This is a genomic window from Streptomyces sp. 12E (assembly GCF_055633275.1).
The window spans coordinates 197,162-219,708 of the sequence record NZ_JBVNCJ010000001.1 but is presented as its reverse complement, the minus strand read 5'-3'; the positions used below and the strand labels follow the sequence as shown (position 1 = coordinate 219,708).

The window sequence follows — 22,547 nt, the reverse complement described above, 5'->3', positions numbered from 1 at the left end:
CTCTCATCCTCCCGGGGCGCGCAGGAGCACGAGTTCGGAGCAGAAGCCCGGGCCCAGGGCCAGCATGAGCCCGTGGGAGCCGGGCCGCGGAGGGCGGTCGGCGAGCGTGTCCGCCAGGACGTGCAGCACCGAGGAGGAGGACAGGTTGCCGATCCGGCGCAGTGAGTCCCAGGTCGCTCCCAGGGCGTCACGCTCGATCCCGAGCACTTCCTGCAGTGCTTCCAGGACCCTGGGGCCACCGGGGTGCGCGACGTACCAGCCGATGTCGTCGTCGGCGAGGGCGTGGTCGGCGAGAAAACCGCGAACGTCGTCGCCGACGTACCGGCGCACCAGGCCGGGGACCGAGGAGTCGAGTACGATCTTGAATCCGCCGGAGCCGACGTCCCAGCCCATCATGCGCTCCGAGTCGGGGTACAGGCGACTGCGCGAGGCGAGGACCTCGGGGCGGGCGGGGTCGTCGGACCGCGCGAGCGGATGCCCGGGGCCGACCGCGACCACCGCCGCGGCGCCGTCCCCGAACAGGCCGCTCGCCACGAGATTGGCGAGCGAGGTGTCCTCGCGCTGGAACGTGAGCGAGCACAACTCGACCGACACCAGCACCGCGACCCCGTCCGGGCGGCCGCGCAGCAGGTCGTGCAGGCGTGCGATGCCGGCCGCGCCGGCCACACAGCCGAGGCCGACCAGGGGCATGCGCACCACGTCGGGGCGCAACCCGATCTCCGCCGCGATGCGGGCTTCGAGCGAGGGGACGGCCAGACCGGTCACCGTGCACGACACGACGAAGTCGACGTCGGTCGGTGTGAGACCGACATCCTTGAGCGCGTTGACGACCGCGCGACCGCCCAGTTCGACGCCCGTCCGGATGAAAGCGTCGTTCGACCGGCCGAAGTCCCCGAGGCGGGCGTACTCCTCCAGCGCCAGCACGGTGTGCCGCGTCTCGACGCACGTGTTGCGGTGGAACCGTTCGACGACGCCGCGGTCGACCGCGCCCTCGGCCAGTATGCCGGTGAAGGACCCGGTGATCTCCTCCTGCCGGTAGCGGTGATCGGGCAGGACACCGCAGACACTGAGGATGCGCATGGTCATGCTGGCTCCTGGGGGCGGCCGGTCGGACGGCCGGGCGTGAGGAACGCCCGGCCGAGGCCGAGCGCGACGGTGGGGGTGAACCGGCCCCGGGCGACACCGAGTTCGACGAAGTCGTCGAATACGCGCTGGTCGGCGGCCGAGGCCCGCAGCCCGGCCTCGAGGACACCCGCGGTGCGGGCGAGCCGGGCGGCCAGAGCGGTGTGGCGCAGGTGGGGCAGCAGGATCCGGCGGGTGACGTGGGCGTATCGCTCTCCCGCCCGCTCGGGCCGTCCGTCACGCAGGGCTGCGGCGGCGGCGCGACCAGCCGCGATGCCGGTGGCCACGGCATGGTGGATGCCCTCTCCGGTCAAGGGGTTCACCAGGCAGGCGGCGTCGCCCACGAGCAGTACGCGGCCGGCCGGAGGGCGCCAACGCGCCGTCGAGAGCGGCAGGAGGTGCCCGGCCCAGCTCCCACCCCCCTCGGCCGCGCCGGGCAGGAGCGCTTCCAGCCGCTCGGACAACTGGGCGCGGGTCGGCGCCGGCCGTCCTCCGAGGAGGACCTCGCCGTATCCGACGTTCGCGTGGCCGTCACCGCGGTCGAAGGACCAGGCGTACGACGGCTGGTGGCGGGTGCCGAACTCGATGACCTGTACGCCTCGCCGCCCGGGTGCGACCGGGGCGTAGCCGCGCAGCGCCAGGGCCACCGGACCACGAGACCGGCCGAGCGCGCGCCGGACGACCGAGTGTTCGCCGTCGGCGCCGACCACGACCGCGGCGGAGACCTCACCGTCCAGGATCACCCCACCGGTGTCCTGCCGCAGGTCACGGACCCGGTGTTGCAGGAACCGGGCGCCGGCGGCGACGGCCGCGTCGACCAGCCGGGCATCGAGGACCCGGCGCGGCACCACCCACGCCGGGCGGGCCATCCGCCGTTCGACGACCAGGCCGCCCCGGCCGAGGCGTAGCCGCTCGACCGGGACCCGGTCGTCGACGAGACCGGTGACACGGACCTCGGAGAGGAGGTCGAGGACGTGCGGGGCCACCCCGTCGCCGCAGACCTTGTCCCGCGGAAAGCGCGCCCGGTCGAGGAGGGCGACGCGCAGCTCCGGGTCGGCGTGCAGCGCGCCCAGGGCGGTGGCGGCTCCGGCAGGTCCGGCACCGACCACCACGAGGTCCCAGCGAGCGGGTGCGGGCGCCATCAACCGGCCGCCACGAGCAGCACGACATCGAGCAGGGCGACGGCCACCGCGGCCCGGAAGGAAGTACGGCCGTGGGCGGCCGACGCAACCACCACAAGGACCGCCACCGGAGCGAGGACCGCCGGCGCCCACGCCGGAGGGAGACCGGCGGGACCGATGACGGCCGGCAGCGAGGCGGCGGACAGCAGCACGAGGGCCAGGATGCGCGAAAGGCGCTCGCCGAGCCGGTGCGGCAGGCCGCGGACGCCGGTGCGTTCGTCGTCGGCGAGGTCGGGCAGCGTGTCGAGCAGGTGTGCCCCGACACCGAGCGCGGCCCCGGCGCCGGTCATCCACAGCGGCGCCCAGGCCGGGGCGGGGCCGGCGAGGGTGACGACCGAGGGCAGCGTCCCGAAGGCGCTGGCGTACGGCACCCACGACCACCGGGTCGCCTTGAGCCCCAGGTTGTAGGCGTGGCCCGCGCCGGCGCCGAGGACGACGTTGACCAGCGCGCTGCGCCAGCCGGCGAGCGCGGACAGCACGACGCAGACGAGTCCGGCCACGACCAGGGCGCGCACCGCCCAGCCGACCGGGAGGGCTCCGGTGACCAACGGCTTGTCGGTACGGCCGACGGCGCGGTCGCGGGGGAGGTCCCGCAGGTCGTTGCCCCAGCCGATCGTGAGCTGGCCGGCGAGTACCGCAGCGGTGACGACGGCGGCATCGAGCGGGGACAGGTCGCTGCGGAGCGCGAGCAGGCCCGCGACGGCGGCGACCGCCAGGGCCGGCCCGCCGTGGGCGGCGGCGAGCAGCGCGGCCACGGGCGGCGGTCCGGGGCGCACCGGCGCCGTGCCGGTGGTCACGGGCGTCGCCGCACGGCGACCGGACCACGACGGACCGCGTCGCCGAGCGCCCCGAGGACGGTGCGTGGGCGCAGCACGGGTGTCCGGCCGGACGCGGCTTCCCTCATGCCCTCGATCACCTCGGCGAGCACCTGCGGGCCGTCCTTGGCCGGGGCCCAGTCGAGCTCCGTGCGCGCACGGGTCGTGTCCAGCGTCGGGAGCGCGAAGCCCATGTCGAGCCACCCGGTGTCGACCGGTTGCAGGCGTGCGTGCCAGGCGGCCGACATGGCGGCGCGGACCACGGCGGAGGGCACGTGCACCAGCCTGGCGCCGAGCGCGTCCGCGATGACCGCCGCGGTCACGGGCGTGTCGGCGGCGAGGTTGAACGGACCCGCCGCGCGCCGGTGCAGCACCGTGACGATCGCCTCGGCGACGTCGTCGGTGTGCACCATCGGGATGGTCAGCCTCCGGTCCATCGGCAGGACCGGCAGCAGGCCGAGCACCCTGGAGGGCACGAGGGCGGGCACGCCGTACCGCAGGAGAGCACTGCCGGCGGCGCGCTGTCCGACGATTCCCGGCCGGAGGCGGGTGACGAGCGTGCCGGCGCCGGAGGCCTCATGCCGGTCGAGGAGACGTTCGGCCGCCGATTTGTGCCGGCTGTACCGCGAACTGCGCACGCCCCCGGTGGGCCAGGACTCGTCCACCGGACGATCGTCCTTCTTCGGTGAGTAGGCGCCGACCGAGGACATGTGAATCAAGTGCGGGACACCGGTGTCGGCGACGGCCCGGAGCACGCGGCGAGTGCCGCCGACGCCGAGTTCGGTGAGATAGGCGAGATCGTGGGACGGCTGGAAGCCCCATGCCAGGTGGACGACCGCGTCCGCGCCGGTGAACGCCTCGACGAGTGTGCCGTGGCAGGCCTCGACGCTGAGGTCCGCCGAGCGCCAGTCGACACCCCGGCTGTCCGGGCCCTCGGGCAGTCGCCGGGCCAGACCCACGAGGTCGTGCCCGCCCTCGGCACGCAAGCGTCGCACGACGACAGAACCGATGTTTCCGGTCACCCCGGTGACCACGATGCGCATGCAGGATGCGTTGCCCGTCGCCCCTCCTCTCACACGAGGCACTCCGGCATCCGGCGGACACCGGGTCACCCGGCTGGCGCACCGCGCGTACGCGCTTCCCCCGGACCCGGAGGAAGCACGGAGTGTTTCCGGCGAGTGGACCGGACGCTTCGCGGCAGACCTCCGGGCGGACGGTGCGGACCGCCGGCCGGCGGATGGAGGACGTGGTCCTCATCGGTTCCGCCCCGATGGGGGAGACACGGGCATCGCTCCCGCACAAGGGGGAACCGGCTACTCCATGCATCACGATCACACACCCGCCAGGGGCGTCGCGCACGGTCGGCCGCCGGAACCGTGGTCCGTCGCGCCGTCAGGGAGGAACGGAGGCAGGCACCGGCGCGCCGGACGGCGCAGGGGCCGGTGGCGGCGCAGGCTCCTGGTCTATCGCGAGGTCGGACTGCTGCAGTCACCCGCGCCCGGCACCGCAGGGGAGGAGTGCCTGCTGATGGTCCATGTGCGCAGGGTGGTCGGCCAGGTGACCTACCGGACGTGCGAGGAGTGCGCCAAGGGTGTGATCACCGATGTGGTCATCGACGATCCGTTCCGCGACAGTGGACTGGGCACCAGGGCGCTGTCGCACCTGCGTTCCCGGTACCCCGGCATCACCTGGCGTGCCACCGACGGCCGTCGCCTCACGCGTGACCTGCTGCACAGGATGCGCATTCCCCGGGCGGCCACCGACGACCACTGCTCCCACCTCCGGTCCGCTGCCGTTGCCGGGAACGCCGGGTGAAGGGTTTCCCGCGGTCTTCTCCACGCGGCCTTCACAGCTGTGACCGTTGGGGTAGCCCGATCTCTCACGGGTACGTGTGTCCGGAATCCCGTCGGCGACGAGCGCCCGTACGGACACCTCTTCGAAGCAGTGGGAGACGAAATGAGGCTCCGCGAGTCGGCTTTGGCACTGACCTCCCGGTGTTCCGCCGAAGTGCTGGCCGGACGGTACCGTCTGGACGCACTCATCGGCTCGGGCGGTGCCGCCGACGTCCACCGCGGCTTCGACCTGCGTCTGAAGCGATCGGTAGCGGTCAAAGTCTTCCGGCCCGGCGCCGATATCGGCATGGAGGAACGCTTCCGGGACGAAGCGGTCATCCTGGCCAGGATGCACCACCCCGGGCTGGTCACCGCCTACGACGCCGGACGGCACAAGGACCGTGCCTACCTGGTCATGCAACTGGTCGAAGGCCCCACGCTGAAGAGCCGCATCACCGGAGGCCCCCTGTCCCCCGAAGAGGTGGCCGCACTCGGCGCCGACCTCGCCGAAGCCCTGGCTCACGCGCATGGAGCGGGGATCGTTCACCGCGATGTGAAGCCGTCCAACATCATCCTGGACGCATCCGGACGCCCCCACCTGACCGACTTCGGCATCTCCCGGCTGCTCGACGCCACCACCCGTACCGCCACCGGCACACTCATCGGCACCGCCGCGTACCTGTCCCCCGAGCAAGTGCTCGGCCGGTCCGTCAGCCGGCCCGCCGACATCTACGCCCTCGGCCTCGTACTCCTCGAGTGCCTCACGGGCAGGCTCGAATACGGTGGAGGCCCTCTCGAGGCGGCGATCGCACGACTCCACCGCCGGCCCGTACTGCCCGCGTCCCTGCCGGAAGACCTCGCGACCCTGCTGCGGAGGATGACCGCCCTGGACGAGTGGGAACGCCCGACGGCACACGAGTGCGCCCGGCTGCTGACCGCCCTCGCCGGCACGGCAGATTCCGTATCCGTTCCCTCCGCGCTCCGCGCCACGAGTGTCGCGCCGAGTCGGGGGCCGGTGCGGGATGCCGAGCCCACGCACCCGAACCCGTCGCCCGCGGGCAGCGCGACCGGGCCGAAAGCCGCCGCCACACGACGCCGCACCCTGGTCGCCGGTGGAACCGCCGCGCTCGCTGCCGTGCTGGCCACTGCCCTCGCCCTCCCTGACGGCCTCTCACACGAAGGAAGCGGCGAGAAAGAGACACGGGCTGCCGGCCGCTCCTCCACGCCGGCCGGCCCGCCGCACACCGCCGCCCAAAGGAATGACGCGGCATCTGCGGCTCCGTCGCCCTCCGTCCCCGACGCTCCGGCCGAGTCGTCCCGTGACACCTCCTCGGGGCGAAGCCCTCGCTCCGCCCCGGCTGATCCGGTCCGGAATCCAGTCACCGGGACAGCCGCGCACGGCGCCGGGGCCTCGACACCCCACTCCCGTCCGGCCGGTACTCGGGGCGACCTGACCGCAGACCTCCCCGATACGGGAGAGCGGACCGGGAAGAGGACCTCCGGCGAACGGCCCGGCAAGTCCGGAACGGCTGACAGGGGCGGGGGAAAAGGACGGGAGGAAGAAGGGAAGGCGCGGAAGAACATGGGGAAGCCGGCCGCCGCGGACCGGGGGTCCGACCACTGAGCCGAAGATCTGGCCCGGCGAGCGAGGCCGGCCTCCCCAAGGGCGGGGGCCGGTGTGCGCGGGCGTCATGTCCGAGGAGAACGGCCGGGGGCTCCGCTTCGGCAGGCCCCGTCAGCCGCACCACCCGCCCCTTGGCACCCCCTGGAGTGAGTACGCGGTCCGTCTCCCCGGCTCATGTACTCGGATGGTTCCGAGTACGCGTGCGCTGTCCGGCGGCGGCGGGCGGCGGGAGGCTCGAAGCATGCATCAAGGACTCGTGAAACTGCTGCCCCGGTTGACGTCGGCCCTCGTGCCGGCCGTGACGGCGTCGGTGATGTGGGCGGTGTGGCTGGGCTGGGACCAGCACCGTGACGTGCACTCCGACGGCTCGTCGACCGGCCCGTACGAGGCGTGGCAGGTGATCGGGCTGGTGCTCACCCTGCTGGTGCCGGTGTGCTGGGCGGTGTTCCGGAACCACGTGGTGGGCGCGGTGGCCGGCACCACGACCGGCCTGACCGCTGCCGCCTTCCTGGACTGGTCGGACGACGCCGGCGGCCTCTTCGTGATCGGCGTGGGGATGGTCATGATCGGCAGCCTCGCCGTGACCGCCGGTGTCTCCTCCGTGATCACCCTCGTGACACGGCACGGGCGACCGGTCTGAACCCGGCGGCACACCGCGCCGCCGAATCGCCGCCCCCGGGCCGTCGATCGGGATGCATGACGTCTCCATCACGCTGCCCGGGGTCCTCGTCGGTCATCCGGCCTGCCGCATGCGCTCGTGGAGCGGGGCGCGATACTCATCACCGGGGATTCCGCACCCGTTCCACGCGTCGCGGTGGCGCCGGATGGCCGCAGAGGAACCCCACTTCGACCGGGCCGCCACCCGACTGCACACGAGTGAGCCTCCGCCGACTTGAAGTCGCAGGTCAAAGGGCTGGTGTGGCCGGTTCCCGGGATGCTCGGGCTGGCCGTGGGCGAGAGTCCCCGGAGAGGATCGTCCGTCAGCGGTTGACTTCGAGGTTCGTCAGAACGGGCGGGGCGCGCAGGAGACGGGCCGCATGGGCGGGACCGGTGCGGAGCTTGGTGAGGGTCCGCCAGTTCTTCAGGCGGACGAATCCGTGCTCGACCGGCGTGCGCCCCGCGGCGGGGACACGGTTGGCGTCCTTCCGGCCGGGGTGAGCCTGTGGGCGCGGCCGGCTGTGAAGCCGGTGACGACCACGGGGGCGGGTACGTCGGATCCGTTTCACCAGCTCGGGATCCATGCACCGGATCGTGGAAGGCCACCAGGGCCACAGCGAGGAGGAACTGGCGAACCGACCGCGCTGACGGACGGTCTATGCCGTAGACAGCCGCCCATGACCAGCACGAGCACCCCGAAAGGCCGTCACACCATCCCTTCGGCCTGCAATTTGAAGTTGGTGCAGGCTCAGTGAACCGCCCTCTTGCAGGACTGCGGAAAACAGAACGGGGCGACATCGCCTCCTCGGCCACCCCACCAGGGTCTTCCGTACCCGTCGCCCCCGAGCACTCCCCACGCCGCACCGGCACGGCCATGATGGGAGCGCTCCCGCACCACCGCACGTGCAGATCTCCCGACACCGGAAGGACCGCTCATGCGCACCGCTCCCCCTCTCTCCCGGCGAGCACTGCTCACAGCCGCCGCCGCGAGCGTGACCGCGGGCGTCACCGTCGCCGCGGCCGCACCCTCCCAGGCGTCCGTCGCCCATCGCTCCCTGCCGCCCGCCGCTTTCACCGGGTTCCGGACGGCGGGCCGGGTCAAGAAGGCGGCCGACGGCTCGGTGCGGTACACCTGGCCCGGCGTCGCCTTCGAAGGCCGGTTCTGCGGCACCGGCGTCGGGATCGTGCTCGACGACTCCGCCAACGACTACGACGTCCAGATCGACGGGACGACCGTCAGCACACTGGTGACTCCCGGGCGCACCACGTCCTGGGTCAGGGATCTCGCCGACACCGAGCACACCGTGCGGATCGTCAAGCGGACGGAGAGCCCGTGGGCCGCCGGCCGCTTCGGTGGATTCGTCGCCGCTCGGGGAGGAAGGATCCTCGCCGCCCCCGCGGCGCGGAACAGGCAGATCGAGTTCATCGGCGACTCCTTCACCGCCGGATACGGCAACGCATCGGGCACGCGCGACTGCTCTGCCAACGGAGGAGTCGACCGGAACAGCAACGCGGACCTCGCCTTCGGCGCCCTCACCGCCCGCACGTTCGACGCCGACCACCAGCAGAACGCGTTCTCCGGCCGCGGCATGGTCCGCAACTACAACGGTGGTGAGCCCGGCACCGATTACCGCACCTACTACGACCGGGCCCTGTTGAACGTCGTCGGCGACGTCTGGCGGAAGCCGCGCGGCTGGCGGCCGCAGGTCGTCGTCATCGGCCTCGGCATCAACGATTTCTCGACCCCGCTCCGCCCGGGCGAGCCGTGGGCCACACAGAGCGAGCTGATCGCCGCCTACGCGAGCGCCTACCACGGCTTCCTCGACAAGCTGCGAGCCCGCTACGGAAGCAGGACGTTCCTGGTGGTCAGCGCCACCCCGGTGTCCGGCACCGCCTTCGCCGACACCGCCCGGGGCATCGTCGAGGACCGCAACGCGCGGGGGGACGACCGGGTCAGCTTCTGGTACTACGACGATCCTGGCCTGGACCGGCTCGGCTGTGACTGGCACCCCTCGCTCCACGACCACCAGATCATCTCCGGCCTGCTCGACCAGCACCTCGCCGCTCTGCCGCTGGACTGGTGACCGAGAGGACGGTCCGGGCAGGGTCCGGGCCGTCCGCCGCGGTGCGACACGACAACTGTCCGTCTGCACGGTCGCAGGGGCTTGGACCGCCCGGGAGTTCGGAGCGGGTCCGGAGTCCCCGCGCGACGAGGACGGCGCGGTCCTGGAGCCGGCAGCGCAGGGTTGGCGTGCACCGGGACGGACCGACGGGACGCGCGCGTATCGCCTCCGGCCGTGCGGTGGAGACCGGCATCCGACCCGGGACGTACGGCTCCGACGGCGGTTGGGACCGTGGAAGGACGCGGGGCCCGGGACCGGGACCGTAGCGTCCCCGGCATGAACAAGCTGACCCGGGCGGCCGCCGCCGCCCTTCTCGCCTGCGCGGTCGCGTTACCGGCCGCCACCACCGCCATGGCTGCGCCGACCCGTCCGCGCACCGCCACGACCGTCCCGGACCGGCCGGCCGAACGCATGCGGCTGCCGGCCCCCACCGGGCCGTACGGGGTGGGGAGTTCCGTCCTCCACCTCGTGGACCGCTCCCGCACCGACCCCTGGGTGCCCGAGGCCGACGGCCGGGAACTCATGGTCACCCTGCACTATCCCGCGTCCGCCCGGTACACGCCGGGCCGCCCCGCCCCGTACGCCACCCAGGAGGAGGCCCGGCTGCTGCTGAAGGGCGTGCCGGTCGAGGACCCGGCGTCGGTGCGGCAGGTGGCGCGGGCCCGTACGCACAGCGTGGTGGACGCGCGCCCCGCTCCGGGACGGCACCCGCTGGTCGTGCTCTCGCCCGGCTTCGGCATGCCGCGGTTCACCCTCACCAGCCTCGCCGTGGACCTCGCCTCCCGCGGCTACGTCGTCGCCTCGCTCGACCACGCCTACGAGTCGTCCGGTACGTCGGTGCCGGGTGGACGTACTCTGACCTGCGTCGCCTGCACCGTCATGGAGGAGGACGACCGGGCCAGGGGCCACCTGGTGACCGGGGCCCGCGCCGCCGACACCCGGTTCGTCCTGGACCGGCTGACCGGCCCCCGGCCCGCCTGGCGGTACGCGTCATCCATCGACCGGACGCGGATCGGCATGGCCGGCCACTCGATCGGCGGTGCGAGCGCCGTCAGCGCCATGGCCGCCGACCGGCGCATCGACGCCGGAGTGAACATGGACGGCACGTTCTGGGACACGGTGCCCCCCGACGGACTCGGCGGACGTCCGTTCCTGCTGCTGGGCACCGACGAGTTCCACCGGCCGGGCGGCGAGGACACCTCCTGGGACACCACCTGGACGGCCCTGAACGGCGAGAAGCACTGGCTGACCGTTGACGGCGCCGACCACCTCGGCTTCTGCGACGCGCCCGTGCTCCTCGGCCACCTCGGCCTCCCCGGCGGCGACCTTCCGGCCGACCGCGCGGTGACCGTCACCCGCGCGTACGTCGCCGCCTTCTTCGACGAGCACCTGCGGGGCAGGAACCAGTCGCTCCTCGACGGCCCGGACCCGGCCCACCCAGAGGTGCGGTTCCACCGTCCCTGAGCCCGGGACGGGCGACCGGACGCGGGGCGGGCACGCCACCGGGGCCCGCCCTGTGGACATGCTTATTCACGGACCGCCGGTAGGCTGCGGCGGTGCGTACGGTCGAGCTTTTGTTGGACGAGGCGGCGGAGTCGGCGGTTCGGGAGGCCTGGCGGCGGCTCGCGGACGCGGGGCTGCCCAGTCAGGCGCGTCACCGCTCACCGACCAACAGCCCGCATCTCACCCTGGCCGCCTGTCCGGAGCTGACCACCCCGATCCGCTGGGAGCTCGCCGGGGTGGCCGCCGCCCTGCCGCTGCCGGTGCGGTTCACCGGCGTGGTTCGCTTCGAGCGGCCCACCTCGGTGCTGGCCTGGGCGCTGGACCGCGACTTCGCGCTGGCCGGTCTGCACCGCCGGGTGTGGGAGGCGGTGGCCTCGGACAGTCCGCCCGGAACCCTCAGCCCGTTCCACGCTCCTGAGCGCTGGAGCCCGCACATCACCCTCGGCCGGACCCGGCGGGCGGGTGCCTTCGCCGGCCGGCGGGTCCCCGAACTGCTGCCGGCGCCGCCGCTGTCGGCCCGGCTCACCACCCTGCGCAGCTACGACACCGAGACCGGCGCCCTGGAGGTGCTGGCGCCTCGCCCCTGAACGCCCCCGACACCGAAGTCACCTGATCCAAGACGGCATTGCGGTGCGTACGGTTCCGCCCCGTCGGCCGGGCTCCGGCGCGGAAAGAGGACCACGTGCACGATGTGCTCACCCGGCCCCGAGGCGGCGCGGCTCGCCGGTGGTCCCGGGGAGGCCGCATCTCCTCCGGGCACGGTGGCGGCAGACCGGTGAACCTCCAGAACGGGCATGTCCTCGACCCGGAGCGAGGCGATGCTGACCGCGCGTCCTCCGGTGGGCGAGAGGTGCCCGATGTCCCACACGGGCCGCGGAACACCGGCGCCGGAGCTCGGCGCCGTGCGTCGATCCTCGGCAGCAGGACGAAGCGTCGGAGTCGCTCGGATCATTCCGTTGCGGATCCCCGAGCACCGCTGACGACACCGAGCCGCGCTCCGCTCGAACCGGAGCAGCCCAGTCGCTTCGGCGAGCTTCTCCCAGAACGCCGGAGGGGGCGGGCGGACGTCCCCGAGCTCCTCCGGCAGGCCCGGGGCGACCTCCCACTCGTCACGGGCGAGGTGGTCCCGGATGTCCCGCACCGTGATGCCGTTCGCGGCAGCGGTCTCTTCCGGAACCAGCAGGGAGGCTGATTGGAGCGGCCCGGGGACGTCCATGCGCTCATTGCCGACCCCCGGCGGGACGGCAGCGGACCCGCCCGGCACCGGCGTCGCCGTATCAGCAGCGGCGCACGTTCACCCGTGTGCCGACCCAGGTCGTGTGATCCAGCCTGTCGCCCACATCTGCGGCAGCCCCGACAGCATCCGGCATCACCGGGGAGAATCCATGCGGCGGCCGCCGGTCCCTCCACCACGGCCGACCACCCATGGCAGTTGAGTACCCGTACTCAAGCACCCTGCCCCGAACCGCTCATAGCGTTCGGCCCATGCACATAGACCATGCTGCTCCCGGTCCGTGGCGCCCCCTGGTGGGCATCACCGCGGTGGCCTCCTGCCTCCCCGAGCGCGAAGTGACGTCGGAGCAGCTCCAGGAACAGATCACCGCGGCCTCAGGGCTGACCCTGCCGGCGCGCGTCCTCGAACGGGTCACCGGCATCGCCTCACGCCGGGCGGCCGCGGAGGGCGAGTACGCCTCGACGCTCGCGGTGCGCGCGGCCCGCACCGCACTGGACAGGGCAGCTCTCACCCCTTACGACGTGGACCTGCTGGTGTTCGCCTCCGCCACCCGGGACGTGGCCGAACCGGCGACCGCGCACATCGTCCAGGCCGGACTCGGCTCCCGGGCACACGCGCTGGACGTGACCAACGCGTGCAACAGCTTCGTCAACGGCATCGACACGGCCCGCTCGATGATCCTCGCAGGCCGCGCCCGCCGCGCCCTGGTCGTCACCGGGGAGACCCCCAGCCGCGCGGTCCGGCACGCCCCGTCCGGCCCCGGTCAGCTACGGGACGGCTTCGCCGGATACACCTTCGGCGACGCCGGGGCCGCAGTCGTCCTGGAGCCGGTGGAGCGGGGCGGCATCCTCGACGTGGACACCGAGACGCACTCCGAACACTGGTCGGTCGGGGGCATCTTCGGCGGCGGTTCCCGCCACCCCCGCGGGGACGAGCACACCTACTTCCACGGTGACGGCGGCGAGCTGCGCGAGGTGTTCGAGAAGGTCGGAACATCGGTGCTCGACCGGATGCGGCGGCGCACCGCACTGGCGTGGGACGACTTCCGGCACATCCTGGTGCACCAGGTCACCGTGCCGTATCTGGAGCGGTTCGTCGAACTCACCGGCGTCCCCCGGGACCGGCTCGTCGTCACCGTCCCCGAGCTCGGGAACATGGCCAGCGCCACCCTCGGCGTCCAGCTCGACCGCGTCCACGAGCGGCTGCGCCCCGGCGACCGGGTCCTGTTCGTCGGTCTGGGCGGCGGCGTCAGCATCATGACGATGGTCTGGGAGAAGGCATGAGCGCCCTGTGGGTGGTGGTGCCCGCGCACCAGGAGGCCGCGCGCATCGGCGCCACGCTGAACGCGCTCGCGGCCCAGTACGACCGCGACTTCACTCTCGTCGTCGTGGACAACGCCTCCACCGACGGCACCGCCGCCCTCGCCCACGACTTCGCCCGCTGGGCGCCCTTCCCCGTCCACGTCCTCAGCGAGCCGGACAAGGGCGTGGGCTGCGCGGTGGACACCGGCTTCCGGTACGCGATCGAACACGGGGCGACCTGGCTGGCCCGCACCGATGCCGACTGCCTGCCGCACCCCGGCTGGACGGCCGGCGCCCGCGACGCCCTGCGGCGCGGCGCGGGCCTGGTCTGCGGGCGCATCGACGCACGCCGTGACGAGCACGGGCCGCTGGGACGGGCCGCCTTCCGCGTACTGGTCCGCATCGCCGCCCTCTTCGGCCGCATACGCCCCGCCCACCATCGCCGCCACGGCTACCTCGCCCCCTACCGGATGCACGCCGGGAACAACATGGCCGTCACGGCAGCGCTGTACGAGGCCGTCGGCGGGATGCCGCGCCGCCCGTCCCCCACCGACCGGCTCTTCCTGAACCGGGTGCGCCGCCGCACCACCGCCATCGTCCACGCCCCCGGCATGCGCGTGGAGAACTCCACCCGCCGGCTGCGCGCCTACGGCCTCGTCGGCACCGCCCGCTGGTACCTCGACAAGGGCCCGGGCCGCCACGGGGAGGACCCCCGCTGATGCTCGACACCCTCGCCCACACCCTGCGGCGCCACCCCGGCCGGCCCGCCGTCCTCGGCACCACCCGCACCGGCGCCGTACGCACCGAGGTCACCTGCGGGGACCTCGCCGACCTCGCCGACCGCTACACGGCCGCCCTCCACCGACGGGGCGTCGCACGCGACACCACCGTCGGTGTCGCCGTCCGGCCCGGACCCCGCGCTCTCGCGGTGATGCTCGCCGTGCACCGGCTCGGGGCGCGCGCCGCGGTGCTCGACCCCGGCGCCGGAGCGGACGTACTGCGTGCGCGGCTCGCCCTGGCCCGCCCCGGCATCGTCCTCGCCGACGCCGCCGCCCAGGCCGTCGCCGGATGGGCCCGGCCGCTCGCCCGCCGAGCCCGCCTGAGCCTGCCCGACCTCGCCGAGCTGGGGCCGGTGGCCACCATCGGGCCCCGGGCGCCCGGCTGCGCCCCGGCCCTGGACGCCGACGCCCGGGCCGTACCGCTGCCGCCCCCGGTGGACGAGGACGCGGACGCGGTCATCGTCTTCACCTCGGGCACCACCGCACGGCCCCGAGCGGTGGTGCACACACGCTCCTCGCTCGCCGCCGGCATGACCACCGTGACCGAGCTGGTACGGCCCGAAGCCGGGCGGCCCGTCCTCGGCGGCACCTTCTTCGTCCTCCTGCCGTCCCTCGCGAGCGGCGCGCCGGTCGCCCTGCCCGCCCGCTCCCCGCATGTCCTGGCACGGCAACTGCGCCGCCTCGCACCGCAGGCCACCTATCTGACGCCGCCGCAGCTGCGGCGGCTGCTCGCGAAGGACGGCCGGTTCTGCGGGCGGGTGTGGACCGGATCGGCCCCCGCGAGCGCCGACCTGCTCACCCGCGTCAAACGCGCGGGCGCCGAGGAGGCGTGGGGCGTCTACGCGCTGACCGAGCTGTTCCCCGCCGCGGCGGTCGAGCAGGCCGACAAGGCCGCTTTCACCGGCGACGGAGACCTGGTCGGCACGCCCCTTCCCGAAGTGGCGGCCAAGACCGACGCCTGCGGGGAACTGCTGCTGTCGGGCCCCGCCGCTCGGGACCGCTACCTGGGCGAAGAACCCGACCCGTGGGTCGCCACCGGCGACCGGGCACGCTTCGACGGCGGCCGGATCGTGCTGGAGGGCCGCCGCAAGGACATGGTCCTGCGGCGCGCCGAGAACATCTACCCGGGGCTGTACGAGCCGGCCCTGCACGTACCGGGTGTCGAACTGGCCCTGCTCGTGGGCGTACCGGCCGACGACGGCGACGAGCGCCTGGTCGCCGTCGTCCAGCCGAGCAGCGGGGCGGACCGCGCCGCGCTCCGGGCGGCCCTGCACGGACCGCTGGAGCGCATGGGCACCGCCCGGCCGGACGCGGTGCTGCTCGCCGGCATCCCGCTGTCCGGCCGCTCCCGCAAGCCCGACCGCGCCGCGACCGCGCGCCTCGCCGCCCGGCGCCTCGCCGAACGGAGCTGGGGATGACCGCCCCCGCCGGCGTGCCGTCGCTGTGGGCCGTGGTCCCCGCCTACAACGAGGAGCGAGGGATCAGGGCCACCCTCGCCGCGCTCGCCTCCCAGAGCGACACCGGCTTCGCCCTCGCCGTCGTCGACAACGCCTCCACCGACGCGACCGCCGCCCTCGTGCGCCGCTTCGCCGCCACCGCGCCCTTCCCCGTACACCTCGTCCGCGAAGAGGAGCGGGGCACCGGCGCCGCCGCCGACACCGGCTTCCGGTACGCCATCGCGCACGGCGCCCGACTGCTCGTGCGCACGGACGCCGACTGCCTGCCCGCCGCCGACTGGATCGCCCAGGCGCGCGCGGAGTTCGCACGAGGAACACAGATGGCCTGCGGCCGCAGCCTGCCACGCCGGGACGAGCGGCCCTCACTCGCCGAGCGGTACCTGCTCCCGGCGGCCGTCAGGGCGACCGCGCTGTACGGGCGCTACCGCGCCGAACACCGGCACCCGCGCTACCGCGCGCCCTACGTGCTGTGCCACGGTCACAACCTCGCCCTGACGGCCGCGCTCTACCTGCGCTGCGGGGGAGCACCCCGCACCCCGCTGGAGGGACCGCCCGAGGACGTCGTCCTCCTCAACCGGGCCCGTGAGCACAGCGACCGGATCGCCCGGGCCGAACGGATGGTGGTGCACGCCAGCCTGCGCCGCCTGCGGGCCTGGGGCGCCCGCCGGACCCTCCTGTGGTGCTGGGACCGTCGTTACCGGCCCGCCGACCCGAAGCAGGTACACGTCAGATGACCACGTCTCCCGCCACCCCCACCGCATCCACGCTCCGCGCCGCCCGGCGCCGCGACCGGCGCGTGTACACCCGCTCCCACCCCGTGCTGTTCGCCCTCCTCGCCGCCGCCCGCAGCCGCACGGTCACCCGCATCGGCGGCACGGTGCTGGTGCACGGCACCGACCCCTACCGGCAGGCCCTCACCCGGATCCCGCTGGACCGCACCGCCGCCGGCACCACCGGCGGCGCCGCCCGGCGACTGTCCGCGGGCGGCACGCTGTTCGACCAGGAGGGCACCGACCACCGCGCCACCCGGCGCGCCGTCGCCGACGATCTCGGCACCGCCGGGGTGGAGCGCCTGCGCCCGGTGTGGCGGAACGTCCTGGACCGCCGCCTCGCCCCGCTCCGCGCGGGCCGCGAGGTCGACCTGGTACCGCTGGCCCGTGAGCTGGCCGGGGCCACCGTGTGCGCGCTGCTGGGCACGGCCGGCGACCCGCAAGGCATCGCCGCGGCGGCGGCCGAGGCGGCGGCCGCCGCCGTACGCGACCACATGCCCGGCCCCCGGCGGCCGGGCAGCGCACGCACGGCCGCCGGGGCGACGGCGCGGCTGGAGGCACTGCTCACCCCGGCATCCGGCGAAACGACCGAACCGGCCCTGCGGGCCATGCTCGCGGTCGCCGCCGTCAACACCACCGTCGCCACCCTCCCCCGCGCCGCCGCCTGGTGCGCCGACGCGGGGCTCTGGGAGCAGGCGGCCGACGACCGGCTGCGCCCGGCCCTGGTGGGCGAGCTGCTGCGGGTGACCGCCCCCTCCCCGCTGCTGCCCCGAGTGGCGGCAGCCGACGCGGAGCTGGACGGCCGCCCGGTACGGGCCGGGGACCGCCTGCTCCTGGTGGCACGGCACGCCGCACGGGCCCATGACCGGCCACCCAACGCCCGGCACCCGGCTGCGCCCGCCGTGGCCCAGCTCGTCTTCGGCGCCGGCCCCCACGCCTGCCCCGGCGCACACCTGGCCCGTGCCCAGCTCGACGACGCCCTCGCCGCGCTCGCCCCCCACCGCCCCACCGTCCTGCGCGCCCGCGTGGACCGGGGCGCGGCCCTGCCCACCTGGCGCTCCCTCACCGTCCGGGCGGCCGACGCCCGCCCAACCGCGAGGAACCGATGACCACCATCGCCGTCACCGGTGCGAGCGGCTTCTGCGGCTCGCACGTCGCCACCACAGCCGCCGCCCGCGGCGCCGACGTCCTGTGCGTCGGCAGGCGCCCGGGCCCGGTCGGCCGGCACATCCCCTGGGACGCCACGCGCCAGGTGCCGGACCTGTCCGGCGCCGACCTCGTCGTGCACTGCGCGGCAGCCGTCGGCGACCCCGCGCCCGGCTCTCCGGCGGAGGCCACCATGCGCGCCGTCAACGTCGACGGCACGGCACGGCTGCTGGAGGCGGCCGCCGGCCGGCCGGTGGTGTGGGTGAGCAGCGCCAGTGTCTACGCGCCCGGCCCCGGGAGAGCCCGCATCACCGAGGACCATCCGGTGCGCGGACACCTGAACGCATACGGCCGCACCAAGGCCGCCGGCGAAACACTGGCACTCGCCGCGGGCGCCGTCGTGCTGCGGCCGCGGGCGGTCTACGGCACCGGGGACCCGCACCTGGCACCCCGGCTGCTCTCCCGCGTCCGCCACGGCCTGCTCATGCTGCCGGGGCCCAGCGTCCGCCTCAGCCTGACCGCCGTCGAGAACCTCACCGACGCCTGCCTCACCGCCGTCGGCTGGCCGCCGGGCGCGTACAACATCGCCGACCCGGTCCCCTACGACCGGGACGAGGCGATCCAGACGGTCCTGCGCGCCCACGGCGTACGGACGCGCATCAGCCACATCCCGCTGCCCGCGGCCCGGGCCGCGGCGGGCGCCGCCCAGGCGCTGGCCCGACTGCGCCCGCACGCGGAGCCGCCGCTCACCCGCTACGCCGTGGACCAACTGGCGCACTCCGTGGTCCTGGACGTGTCCAGAGCCGAGTCCCAAGGGTGGGCGGCCGGCCGCACCCTCAAGGACTACGAAACCGCCCTCCTGAGCAGACGAACGGCCACAGCGCGACAGACCCGCTGACCCCGGCCCCCCGTGCCGACGTCCCCGCCCGCGCGCCGTCAGCGGATGGCGGGCCGGCAGTCCTGCCGCCGTACACTGCCCGCGGCCAGGCCCTGCCTCGGGCAGGTCCGCAGCGATGCGGCGCAAGGGGAGAGGGCCTGGACGCGTGACCGGGCCTCCTCGGGCGAGCCGACGGACCACGACGCTGATCACGGCCCGTCGGGTCATGGTCTCGGCGCGGGCGGTCAGTCAGGGAAAGGTCCACTCGATCGCTCACCGCTCGGGCCGGTCCGGAGACCTCGCCGGACGAGGTCCTCCCGGACGATCTCCGGCTCGCGGGCGAGGATCCGGGCGGTCCGGTCGACCAGGTGGAAGGGGTGAGGCCGTGTGCTCCGGTCGGCTGAGGGTAGCAGGGGTTCATCTGTTCACCGCCTGCGGCAGTGCCGCCCACGGCCGATAGCGAGAGGGGTTCCGTGTGTCCGCCTCCCTGGTAGAGACAGTCGACATCGAGGCTCCCGTGTCCGTGACCTGGGCTCTGTGGAGTGACGTGACCAAGTGGCCGTCATTTCTGAGTCACGTCCGCATAGTGCAACGGCTCGACGAGCGCCGCTTCGCATGGCAACTGTCGTTGCCCGGCGCGGACAAGAACTTCGTGGCCGAACTGACCGAGGTGGTGCTCGAGCACCGGATCGCCTGGCGGACGACAGAAGGGGTCCACCACGCGGGCGTGGTCACTTTCCATCGGCTCAGCGACACATCCAGCAGGGTCACGCTGCAGATCGAGTACGACCCGAAGGGCTTCGTCGAGCATCTGGGGGCACTGACCAATCTGGATTCCGCACTCGCCAACTACGACTTGGGCGAGTTCCAGAAGCTCGCGGAAACCGCGGCTGCGTGACCTCGTAGGCACGCGCCGACGTGCCGCGCTGTGAGGGGCCCCTCCCGGCACGCCCTCGGGCGGTCATCGCCGGGCCGGGCCCGATGGACGGACCCACCGCCCGGACCGCGGGGCGGAAGGGCCGGCCATAACCGGTCCGCGCTCCACACGCATCCCGCGGTACGCGGTCGCGTTCGGCCTCCTGCGGCTCGGACTGCTCAGCCCGGACAACGGGCTGGCAGGACGGGCGGAGGGCGGCAACGCCTTCACCGCCGCCGGTCTCGGCAGCGACACCGCGTCCGCCTGCTGCGCGCAGGACGCGCACCGCATCCCGGTCGAGGACACGGCGCGCAACTTCTCCTTCAACGTCGCCGCCGGCCTCCGCGTCCAGCAGACGGTCAAGGACTCCCTCTCCACCGCCCCTCAGCCGAGGCGCTCCCGGACGCCCACGACGCTGACGATCGCCGAGCGCTCCTTTCGGGTCCGGCAGTGGGCGACAACCATCCTCGAGAACGCCCCCGCCGTCCAGCGCACCCAGTACATGCCCGGCGTCGGCCACCGGATGTGGAACGGTCCGGGTGACGACGACCAACGAGCAGCGGCCGTCATCACCGCATTCCTCCGGAGCGGGCCCGCACCACTGTCCGACTACCCGACCCGAGCCGACGTTCCGGCCTCCTCCGTGACCATAAGCAAGCGGACGATCCCTGGGGTTCGCTGTCTCGCCTCACTCGATCCTGCCGCTGGGTACGGCCGTCGCCCGCGACGCCGGGCTCCGGACCGGTGTACGAGGAGTGCGCACCGCGCCGCCCGGGGCCGGACCGGCCGGACACGCGGCCGTAAGCCCGTCCCCGCGCGGCCACCGTGGTGGTCGCTGTCCCGCTTGCGTGCGGCAGAGGTTTGGCGACTGGCGGTGCCGCACAGGCCGGGTCAGTCGAAGGCCGCGGCCACAGCGTCCGAGAGCTGGTTCAGTATGTCCCGCGAGAGTTGCACCGAGCCGGTGAACGACAGGAAGCCGTGAACGGCTCCCTCGACCGGGAGGTGCTGGACCGGCACGCCGGCGTCGGCCAGTTTGCGGGCGTAGTGGTCGCCCTGGTCGCGCAGGGGGTCGTTCTCGGCGGTGGCGATGACGGCGGGAGCGAGTCCGGCCAGCTCGCCGGAGCGCGCCGGCGAGACCCGCGGATCGGCGCCCTGGTCCGGGGTGCTGAGGTAGGCGCCCCAGAACCACTCGAGGTAGGAACGGGAGAGGACCGGGCCCGTCAGGTTCTCGTACATCGAAGGGCTGTCGTCGAACCGGTCGACCGCCGGGTAGGCGAGCACCTGGAGCGTGATGCGCGGTCCTCCGCGGCGCAGGGACTCCTGTGCGAGAACCGCGGCAAGGTTGCCGCCGGCGCTCTCGCCGAACACGGCGATGCGCTCTCCGTCGCCCCCGAAGCCGGCGGCGTTGTCCGCGACCCAGGTCAGCGCGGCGTAGGCGTCGTCGACCGCGGCCGGGAAGCGGTGCTCGGGTGCCAGCCGGTAGTCGACGGAGACCACGATCGTTCCGGAGCGGCCGGCCACGGTGCGGGCGATGTTGTCCTGGGTGTCCAGGTCACCGAAGACCCACCCGCCGCCGTGGAAGAAGAGCGTCACGGGCAGCGGCCCGGCGTTCGGCTCGGTGACGGGCCGGTAGACACGGACGGGTATTTCGCGGCCGTCGGCAACGGCCGCGGTGTCCCGGACGTCGGCGACCGGTGCGGGAGCGCCGGCCAGGGCGCCGAAGGCGCGCCCGAAGGCGCGGTTCTCCGCCACCGTCAGAGTCTCGGGCGCCGGTCTGTCTTCCGCGGCCACTTTCTTGAGCAGGGTCTCGATCTGCGGGTCGAGGGGCATAGCGCTCACCTATCTGGAGAGAGGGCCGTCTGGTGTGGAATGATCTTTCCAGGATCATCGAGGGCGCGTAATTGGAATGTCAATTCCAACTTGGGTAGCGTGGGTGCATGAGCGCATCAGTGAAGACCGAAGAGCCGAAGAAGCAGCGGCTCACCAAGGGCGGCCGCAAGACCCGCGAACGCATCATCGAGGCCGCTGCGGAACTGATGTTCCAGCGTGGCGCGGGAGGCACGAGCATCCCGGACATTCAGGCGGCCGCCGGGGTCAGCGCGTCGCAGATCTACCACTACTTCGGCGACAAGCAGGGCCTGGTCCTGGCGGTCATCGACCATCAGACGGACGCCCAGCTCGCCCAGCAGCGTCCGCTGCTGGACAACCTGGACAGCATCGAGGCCCTGCGCGAGTGGTGCGACAGGGCAGGGAGCCGGCAGGATGCCAGGGGATGCGAAGGCGGCTGCGAGATCGGCTCGCTCGCCAGCGAGCTCGCCGACAGCGGCCAGTCGGCACGGACCAGACTCGCCTCCGCCTTCGACCGGTGGGAAGGCCCCATCAGGACGGGACTCGCACGCATGCAGGCACGCGGCGAGCTGAGCGAGCGCGCTGATACCGCCGCGCTCGCCACCGCTCTGCTGGCCGCCGTCCAGGGCGGCATGCTGCTGTCCCAGGTCCGCCGGTCGAGCACCGCCTACCGGCAGGCCGTGTCAGCGGTGATCGACCACATCGAGAGCCACCTCGTCCGGTAACGGCTCGGGTGCGTCGGCTCACCGTGTATCGCCCTGCGAGGTCGGCGGCGCAGCTCATCGGTATGGATCTGGCCGAACTTCGCGCGTCGGCGGCGCGGGCGTCGGAGTCCGCGGTCGCGGTGAGACGCGGCTGGAAATCCAGCGTCGCCATCTGCGCCGACGCATGCGGACCCTGCGCGAGCAGGTGCGGCGCACCGCCCGCCGACGGGAGGTGACGCGGCGCCGGATCCGTGACCACGTCCCGTCCGTGGCGATCACCGGTTACACCGATGCCGGGAAGCCAGCTCCGCTGAACCGGCTGGCGGACGCGGACGCCGAGGTCGCCGACGTCCTGCGTCGTCGCCGGTGCCGCCCCCAGCCCCCTGACCGAGATCTGCCGCCTGGCCGGTCGGCTCCACGGCGACCAGGGCCGGATCACCCTGCCCGGCTTCTACCGCGGCTATGTTTTCCTCGCCACCGCCACCGCCACCGCCACCGCCACCGCCCTCACCATCTGGCTCCGCACGTGATCGCCCGGACAAGTCCCGTGCGGGCTGTCACATCTGTCGCCCCAGCAGCCCCTCTTCGGCCGGCAGATCACCGGCGTGAGCGGCGCAGGGCAGCGGTGAGCGAGACCCGGCCGTGAGGAGCGGGGACG

Annotated in this window: 20 protein-coding genes and 1 pseudogene; 15 read left to right on the top strand and 6 right to left on the bottom strand. The window is 73.8% G+C overall.

Going from position 1 to position 22,547, the window contains the following annotated elements:
- Window positions 1–3: 3 nt before the first annotated feature.
- From ACZ8ZB_RS01080 to ACZ8ZB_RS01065, 4 genes are read right to left on the bottom strand one after another with little or no spacing between them, the layout of a single operon-like run.
- A complete protein-coding gene (locus ACZ8ZB_RS01080) occupies window positions 4–1,086 on the bottom strand; it encodes a type III polyketide synthase (RefSeq protein WP_470735826.1) in 1,083 nt (360 codons plus the stop codon).
- On the bottom strand, window positions 1,083–2,264 hold the full coding sequence (locus ACZ8ZB_RS01075) for an NAD(P)/FAD-dependent oxidoreductase (protein WP_470735825.1): 1,182 nt from the start codon (window positions 2,262–2,264) through the stop codon (window positions 1,083–1,085). The genes ACZ8ZB_RS01080 and ACZ8ZB_RS01075 overlap by 4 nt, the downstream gene beginning before the upstream one ends.
- Entirely contained in the window at window positions 2,264–3,100 is an 837-nt protein-coding gene (locus ACZ8ZB_RS01070) for a UbiA family prenyltransferase (protein WP_470735824.1), read from the bottom strand. Before ACZ8ZB_RS01070 ends, ACZ8ZB_RS01075 begins: the two co-directional genes overlap by 1 nt.
- Window positions 3,097–4,161 (bottom strand): NAD-dependent epimerase/dehydratase family protein, encoded by a 1,065-nt coding sequence (locus ACZ8ZB_RS01065; RefSeq protein WP_470735823.1) that lies wholly within the window; start codon window positions 4,159–4,161, stop codon window positions 3,097–3,099. The genes ACZ8ZB_RS01070 and ACZ8ZB_RS01065 overlap by 4 nt, the downstream gene beginning before the upstream one ends.
- Window positions 4,162–4,645: 484 nt before the next feature.
- On the opposite strand from ACZ8ZB_RS01065, the gene ACZ8ZB_RS01060 reads away from it, so the two are divergent.
- The 13 genes from ACZ8ZB_RS01060 (at window position 4,646) to ACZ8ZB_RS01000 (ending at window position 19,319) form a co-directional block, all read left to right on the top strand.
- Window positions 4,646–4,933: an N-acetyltransferase gene (locus ACZ8ZB_RS01060; RefSeq protein WP_470735822.1), complete on the top strand. Its 288-nt coding sequence runs from the start codon at window positions 4,646–4,648 to the stop codon at window positions 4,931–4,933.
- Window positions 4,934–5,074: 141 nt separating this feature from the next.
- A complete protein-coding gene (locus ACZ8ZB_RS01055) occupies window positions 5,075–6,574 on the top strand; it encodes a serine/threonine-protein kinase (protein ID WP_470735821.1) in 1,500 nt (499 codons plus the stop codon).
- A 241-nt stretch (window positions 6,575–6,815) separates the two neighbouring features.
- Entirely contained in the window at window positions 6,816–7,214 is a 399-nt protein-coding gene (locus ACZ8ZB_RS01050; RefSeq protein WP_470735820.1) for a hypothetical protein, read from the top strand.
- A 952-nt stretch (window positions 7,215–8,166) separates the two neighbouring features.
- Window positions 8,167–9,315 (top strand): SGNH/GDSL hydrolase family protein, encoded by a 1,149-nt coding sequence (locus ACZ8ZB_RS01045; RefSeq protein ID WP_470735819.1) that lies wholly within the window; start codon window positions 8,167–8,169, stop codon window positions 9,313–9,315.
- Between the two features lie 315 nt (window positions 9,316–9,630).
- Window positions 9,631–10,818: an alpha/beta hydrolase family protein gene (locus ACZ8ZB_RS01040; protein ID WP_470735818.1), complete on the top strand. Its 1,188-nt coding sequence runs from the start codon at window positions 9,631–9,633 to the stop codon at window positions 10,816–10,818.
- A 92-nt stretch (window positions 10,819–10,910) separates the two neighbouring features.
- Window positions 10,911–11,444 carry a 2'-5' RNA ligase family protein gene (locus tag ACZ8ZB_RS01035; protein WP_470735817.1) on the top strand — a complete coding sequence of 178 codons (534 nt, stop codon included), beginning with the start codon at window positions 10,911–10,913 and terminating at the stop codon, window positions 11,442–11,444.
- A gap of 898 nt (window positions 11,445–12,342) precedes the next feature.
- Window positions 12,343–13,374, top strand: coding sequence for a 3-oxoacyl-ACP synthase III family protein (locus tag ACZ8ZB_RS01030; protein WP_470735816.1), 1,032 nt, complete (start codon window positions 12,343–12,345; stop codon window positions 13,372–13,374).
- A complete protein-coding gene (locus ACZ8ZB_RS01025) occupies window positions 13,371–14,111 on the top strand; it encodes a glycosyltransferase family A protein (protein ID WP_470735815.1) in 741 nt (246 codons plus the stop codon). Before ACZ8ZB_RS01030 ends, ACZ8ZB_RS01025 begins: the two co-directional genes overlap by 4 nt.
- Window positions 14,111–15,589, top strand: a complete 1,479-nt coding sequence (locus ACZ8ZB_RS01020) for a class I adenylate-forming enzyme family protein (RefSeq protein WP_470735814.1) — start codon at window positions 14,111–14,113, stop codon at window positions 15,587–15,589. Before ACZ8ZB_RS01025 ends, ACZ8ZB_RS01020 begins: the two co-directional genes overlap by 1 nt.
- Entirely contained in the window at window positions 15,586–16,362 is a 777-nt protein-coding gene (locus ACZ8ZB_RS01015) for a glycosyltransferase (protein ID WP_470735813.1), read from the top strand. The genes ACZ8ZB_RS01020 and ACZ8ZB_RS01015 overlap by 4 nt, the downstream gene beginning before the upstream one ends.
- Window positions 16,359–17,507, top strand: coding sequence for a cytochrome P450 (locus tag ACZ8ZB_RS01010; RefSeq protein WP_470735812.1), 1,149 nt, complete (start codon window positions 16,359–16,361; stop codon window positions 17,505–17,507). The genes ACZ8ZB_RS01015 and ACZ8ZB_RS01010 overlap by 4 nt, the downstream gene beginning before the upstream one ends.
- The gene (locus tag ACZ8ZB_RS01005) at window positions 17,504–18,442 is read left to right on the top strand and encodes an NAD-dependent epimerase/dehydratase family protein (protein WP_470735811.1); all 939 of its coding nucleotides are present in this window, start codon (window positions 17,504–17,506) and stop codon (window positions 18,440–18,442) included. Before ACZ8ZB_RS01010 ends, ACZ8ZB_RS01005 begins: the two co-directional genes overlap by 4 nt.
- A gap of 454 nt (window positions 18,443–18,896) precedes the next feature.
- Complete coding sequence (locus ACZ8ZB_RS01000; protein ID WP_470735810.1) at window positions 18,897–19,319, top strand: SRPBCC family protein; 423 nt, start codon at window positions 18,897–18,899, stop codon at window positions 19,317–19,319.
- Window positions 19,320–19,721: 402 nt separating this feature from the next.
- On the opposite strand, the gene ACZ8ZB_RS00995 is transcribed toward ACZ8ZB_RS01000, so the two are convergent.
- Both ACZ8ZB_RS00995 and ACZ8ZB_RS00990 read right to left on the bottom strand, forming a co-directional pair.
- Window positions 19,722–19,907: a hypothetical protein gene (locus ACZ8ZB_RS00995; RefSeq protein ID WP_470735809.1), complete on the bottom strand. Its 186-nt coding sequence runs from the start codon at window positions 19,905–19,907 to the stop codon at window positions 19,722–19,724.
- Between the two features lie 321 nt (window positions 19,908–20,228).
- Window positions 20,229–21,167 (bottom strand): alpha/beta hydrolase, encoded by a 939-nt coding sequence (locus ACZ8ZB_RS00990; RefSeq protein WP_470735808.1) that lies wholly within the window; start codon window positions 21,165–21,167, stop codon window positions 20,229–20,231.
- A gap of 107 nt (window positions 21,168–21,274) precedes the next feature.
- On the opposite strand from ACZ8ZB_RS00990, the gene ACZ8ZB_RS00985 reads away from it, so the two are divergent.
- Both ACZ8ZB_RS00985 and ACZ8ZB_RS00980 read left to right on the top strand, forming a co-directional pair.
- On the top strand, window positions 21,275–21,910 hold the full coding sequence (locus ACZ8ZB_RS00985) for a TetR/AcrR family transcriptional regulator (RefSeq protein WP_470735807.1): 636 nt from the start codon (window positions 21,275–21,277) through the stop codon (window positions 21,908–21,910).
- Window positions 21,911–21,995: 85 nt separating this feature from the next.
- Window positions 21,996–22,535 (top strand): annotated as a pseudogene (locus ACZ8ZB_RS00980) (hypothetical protein); the annotation flags it as partial.
- Window positions 22,536–22,547 lie beyond the last annotated feature (12 nt).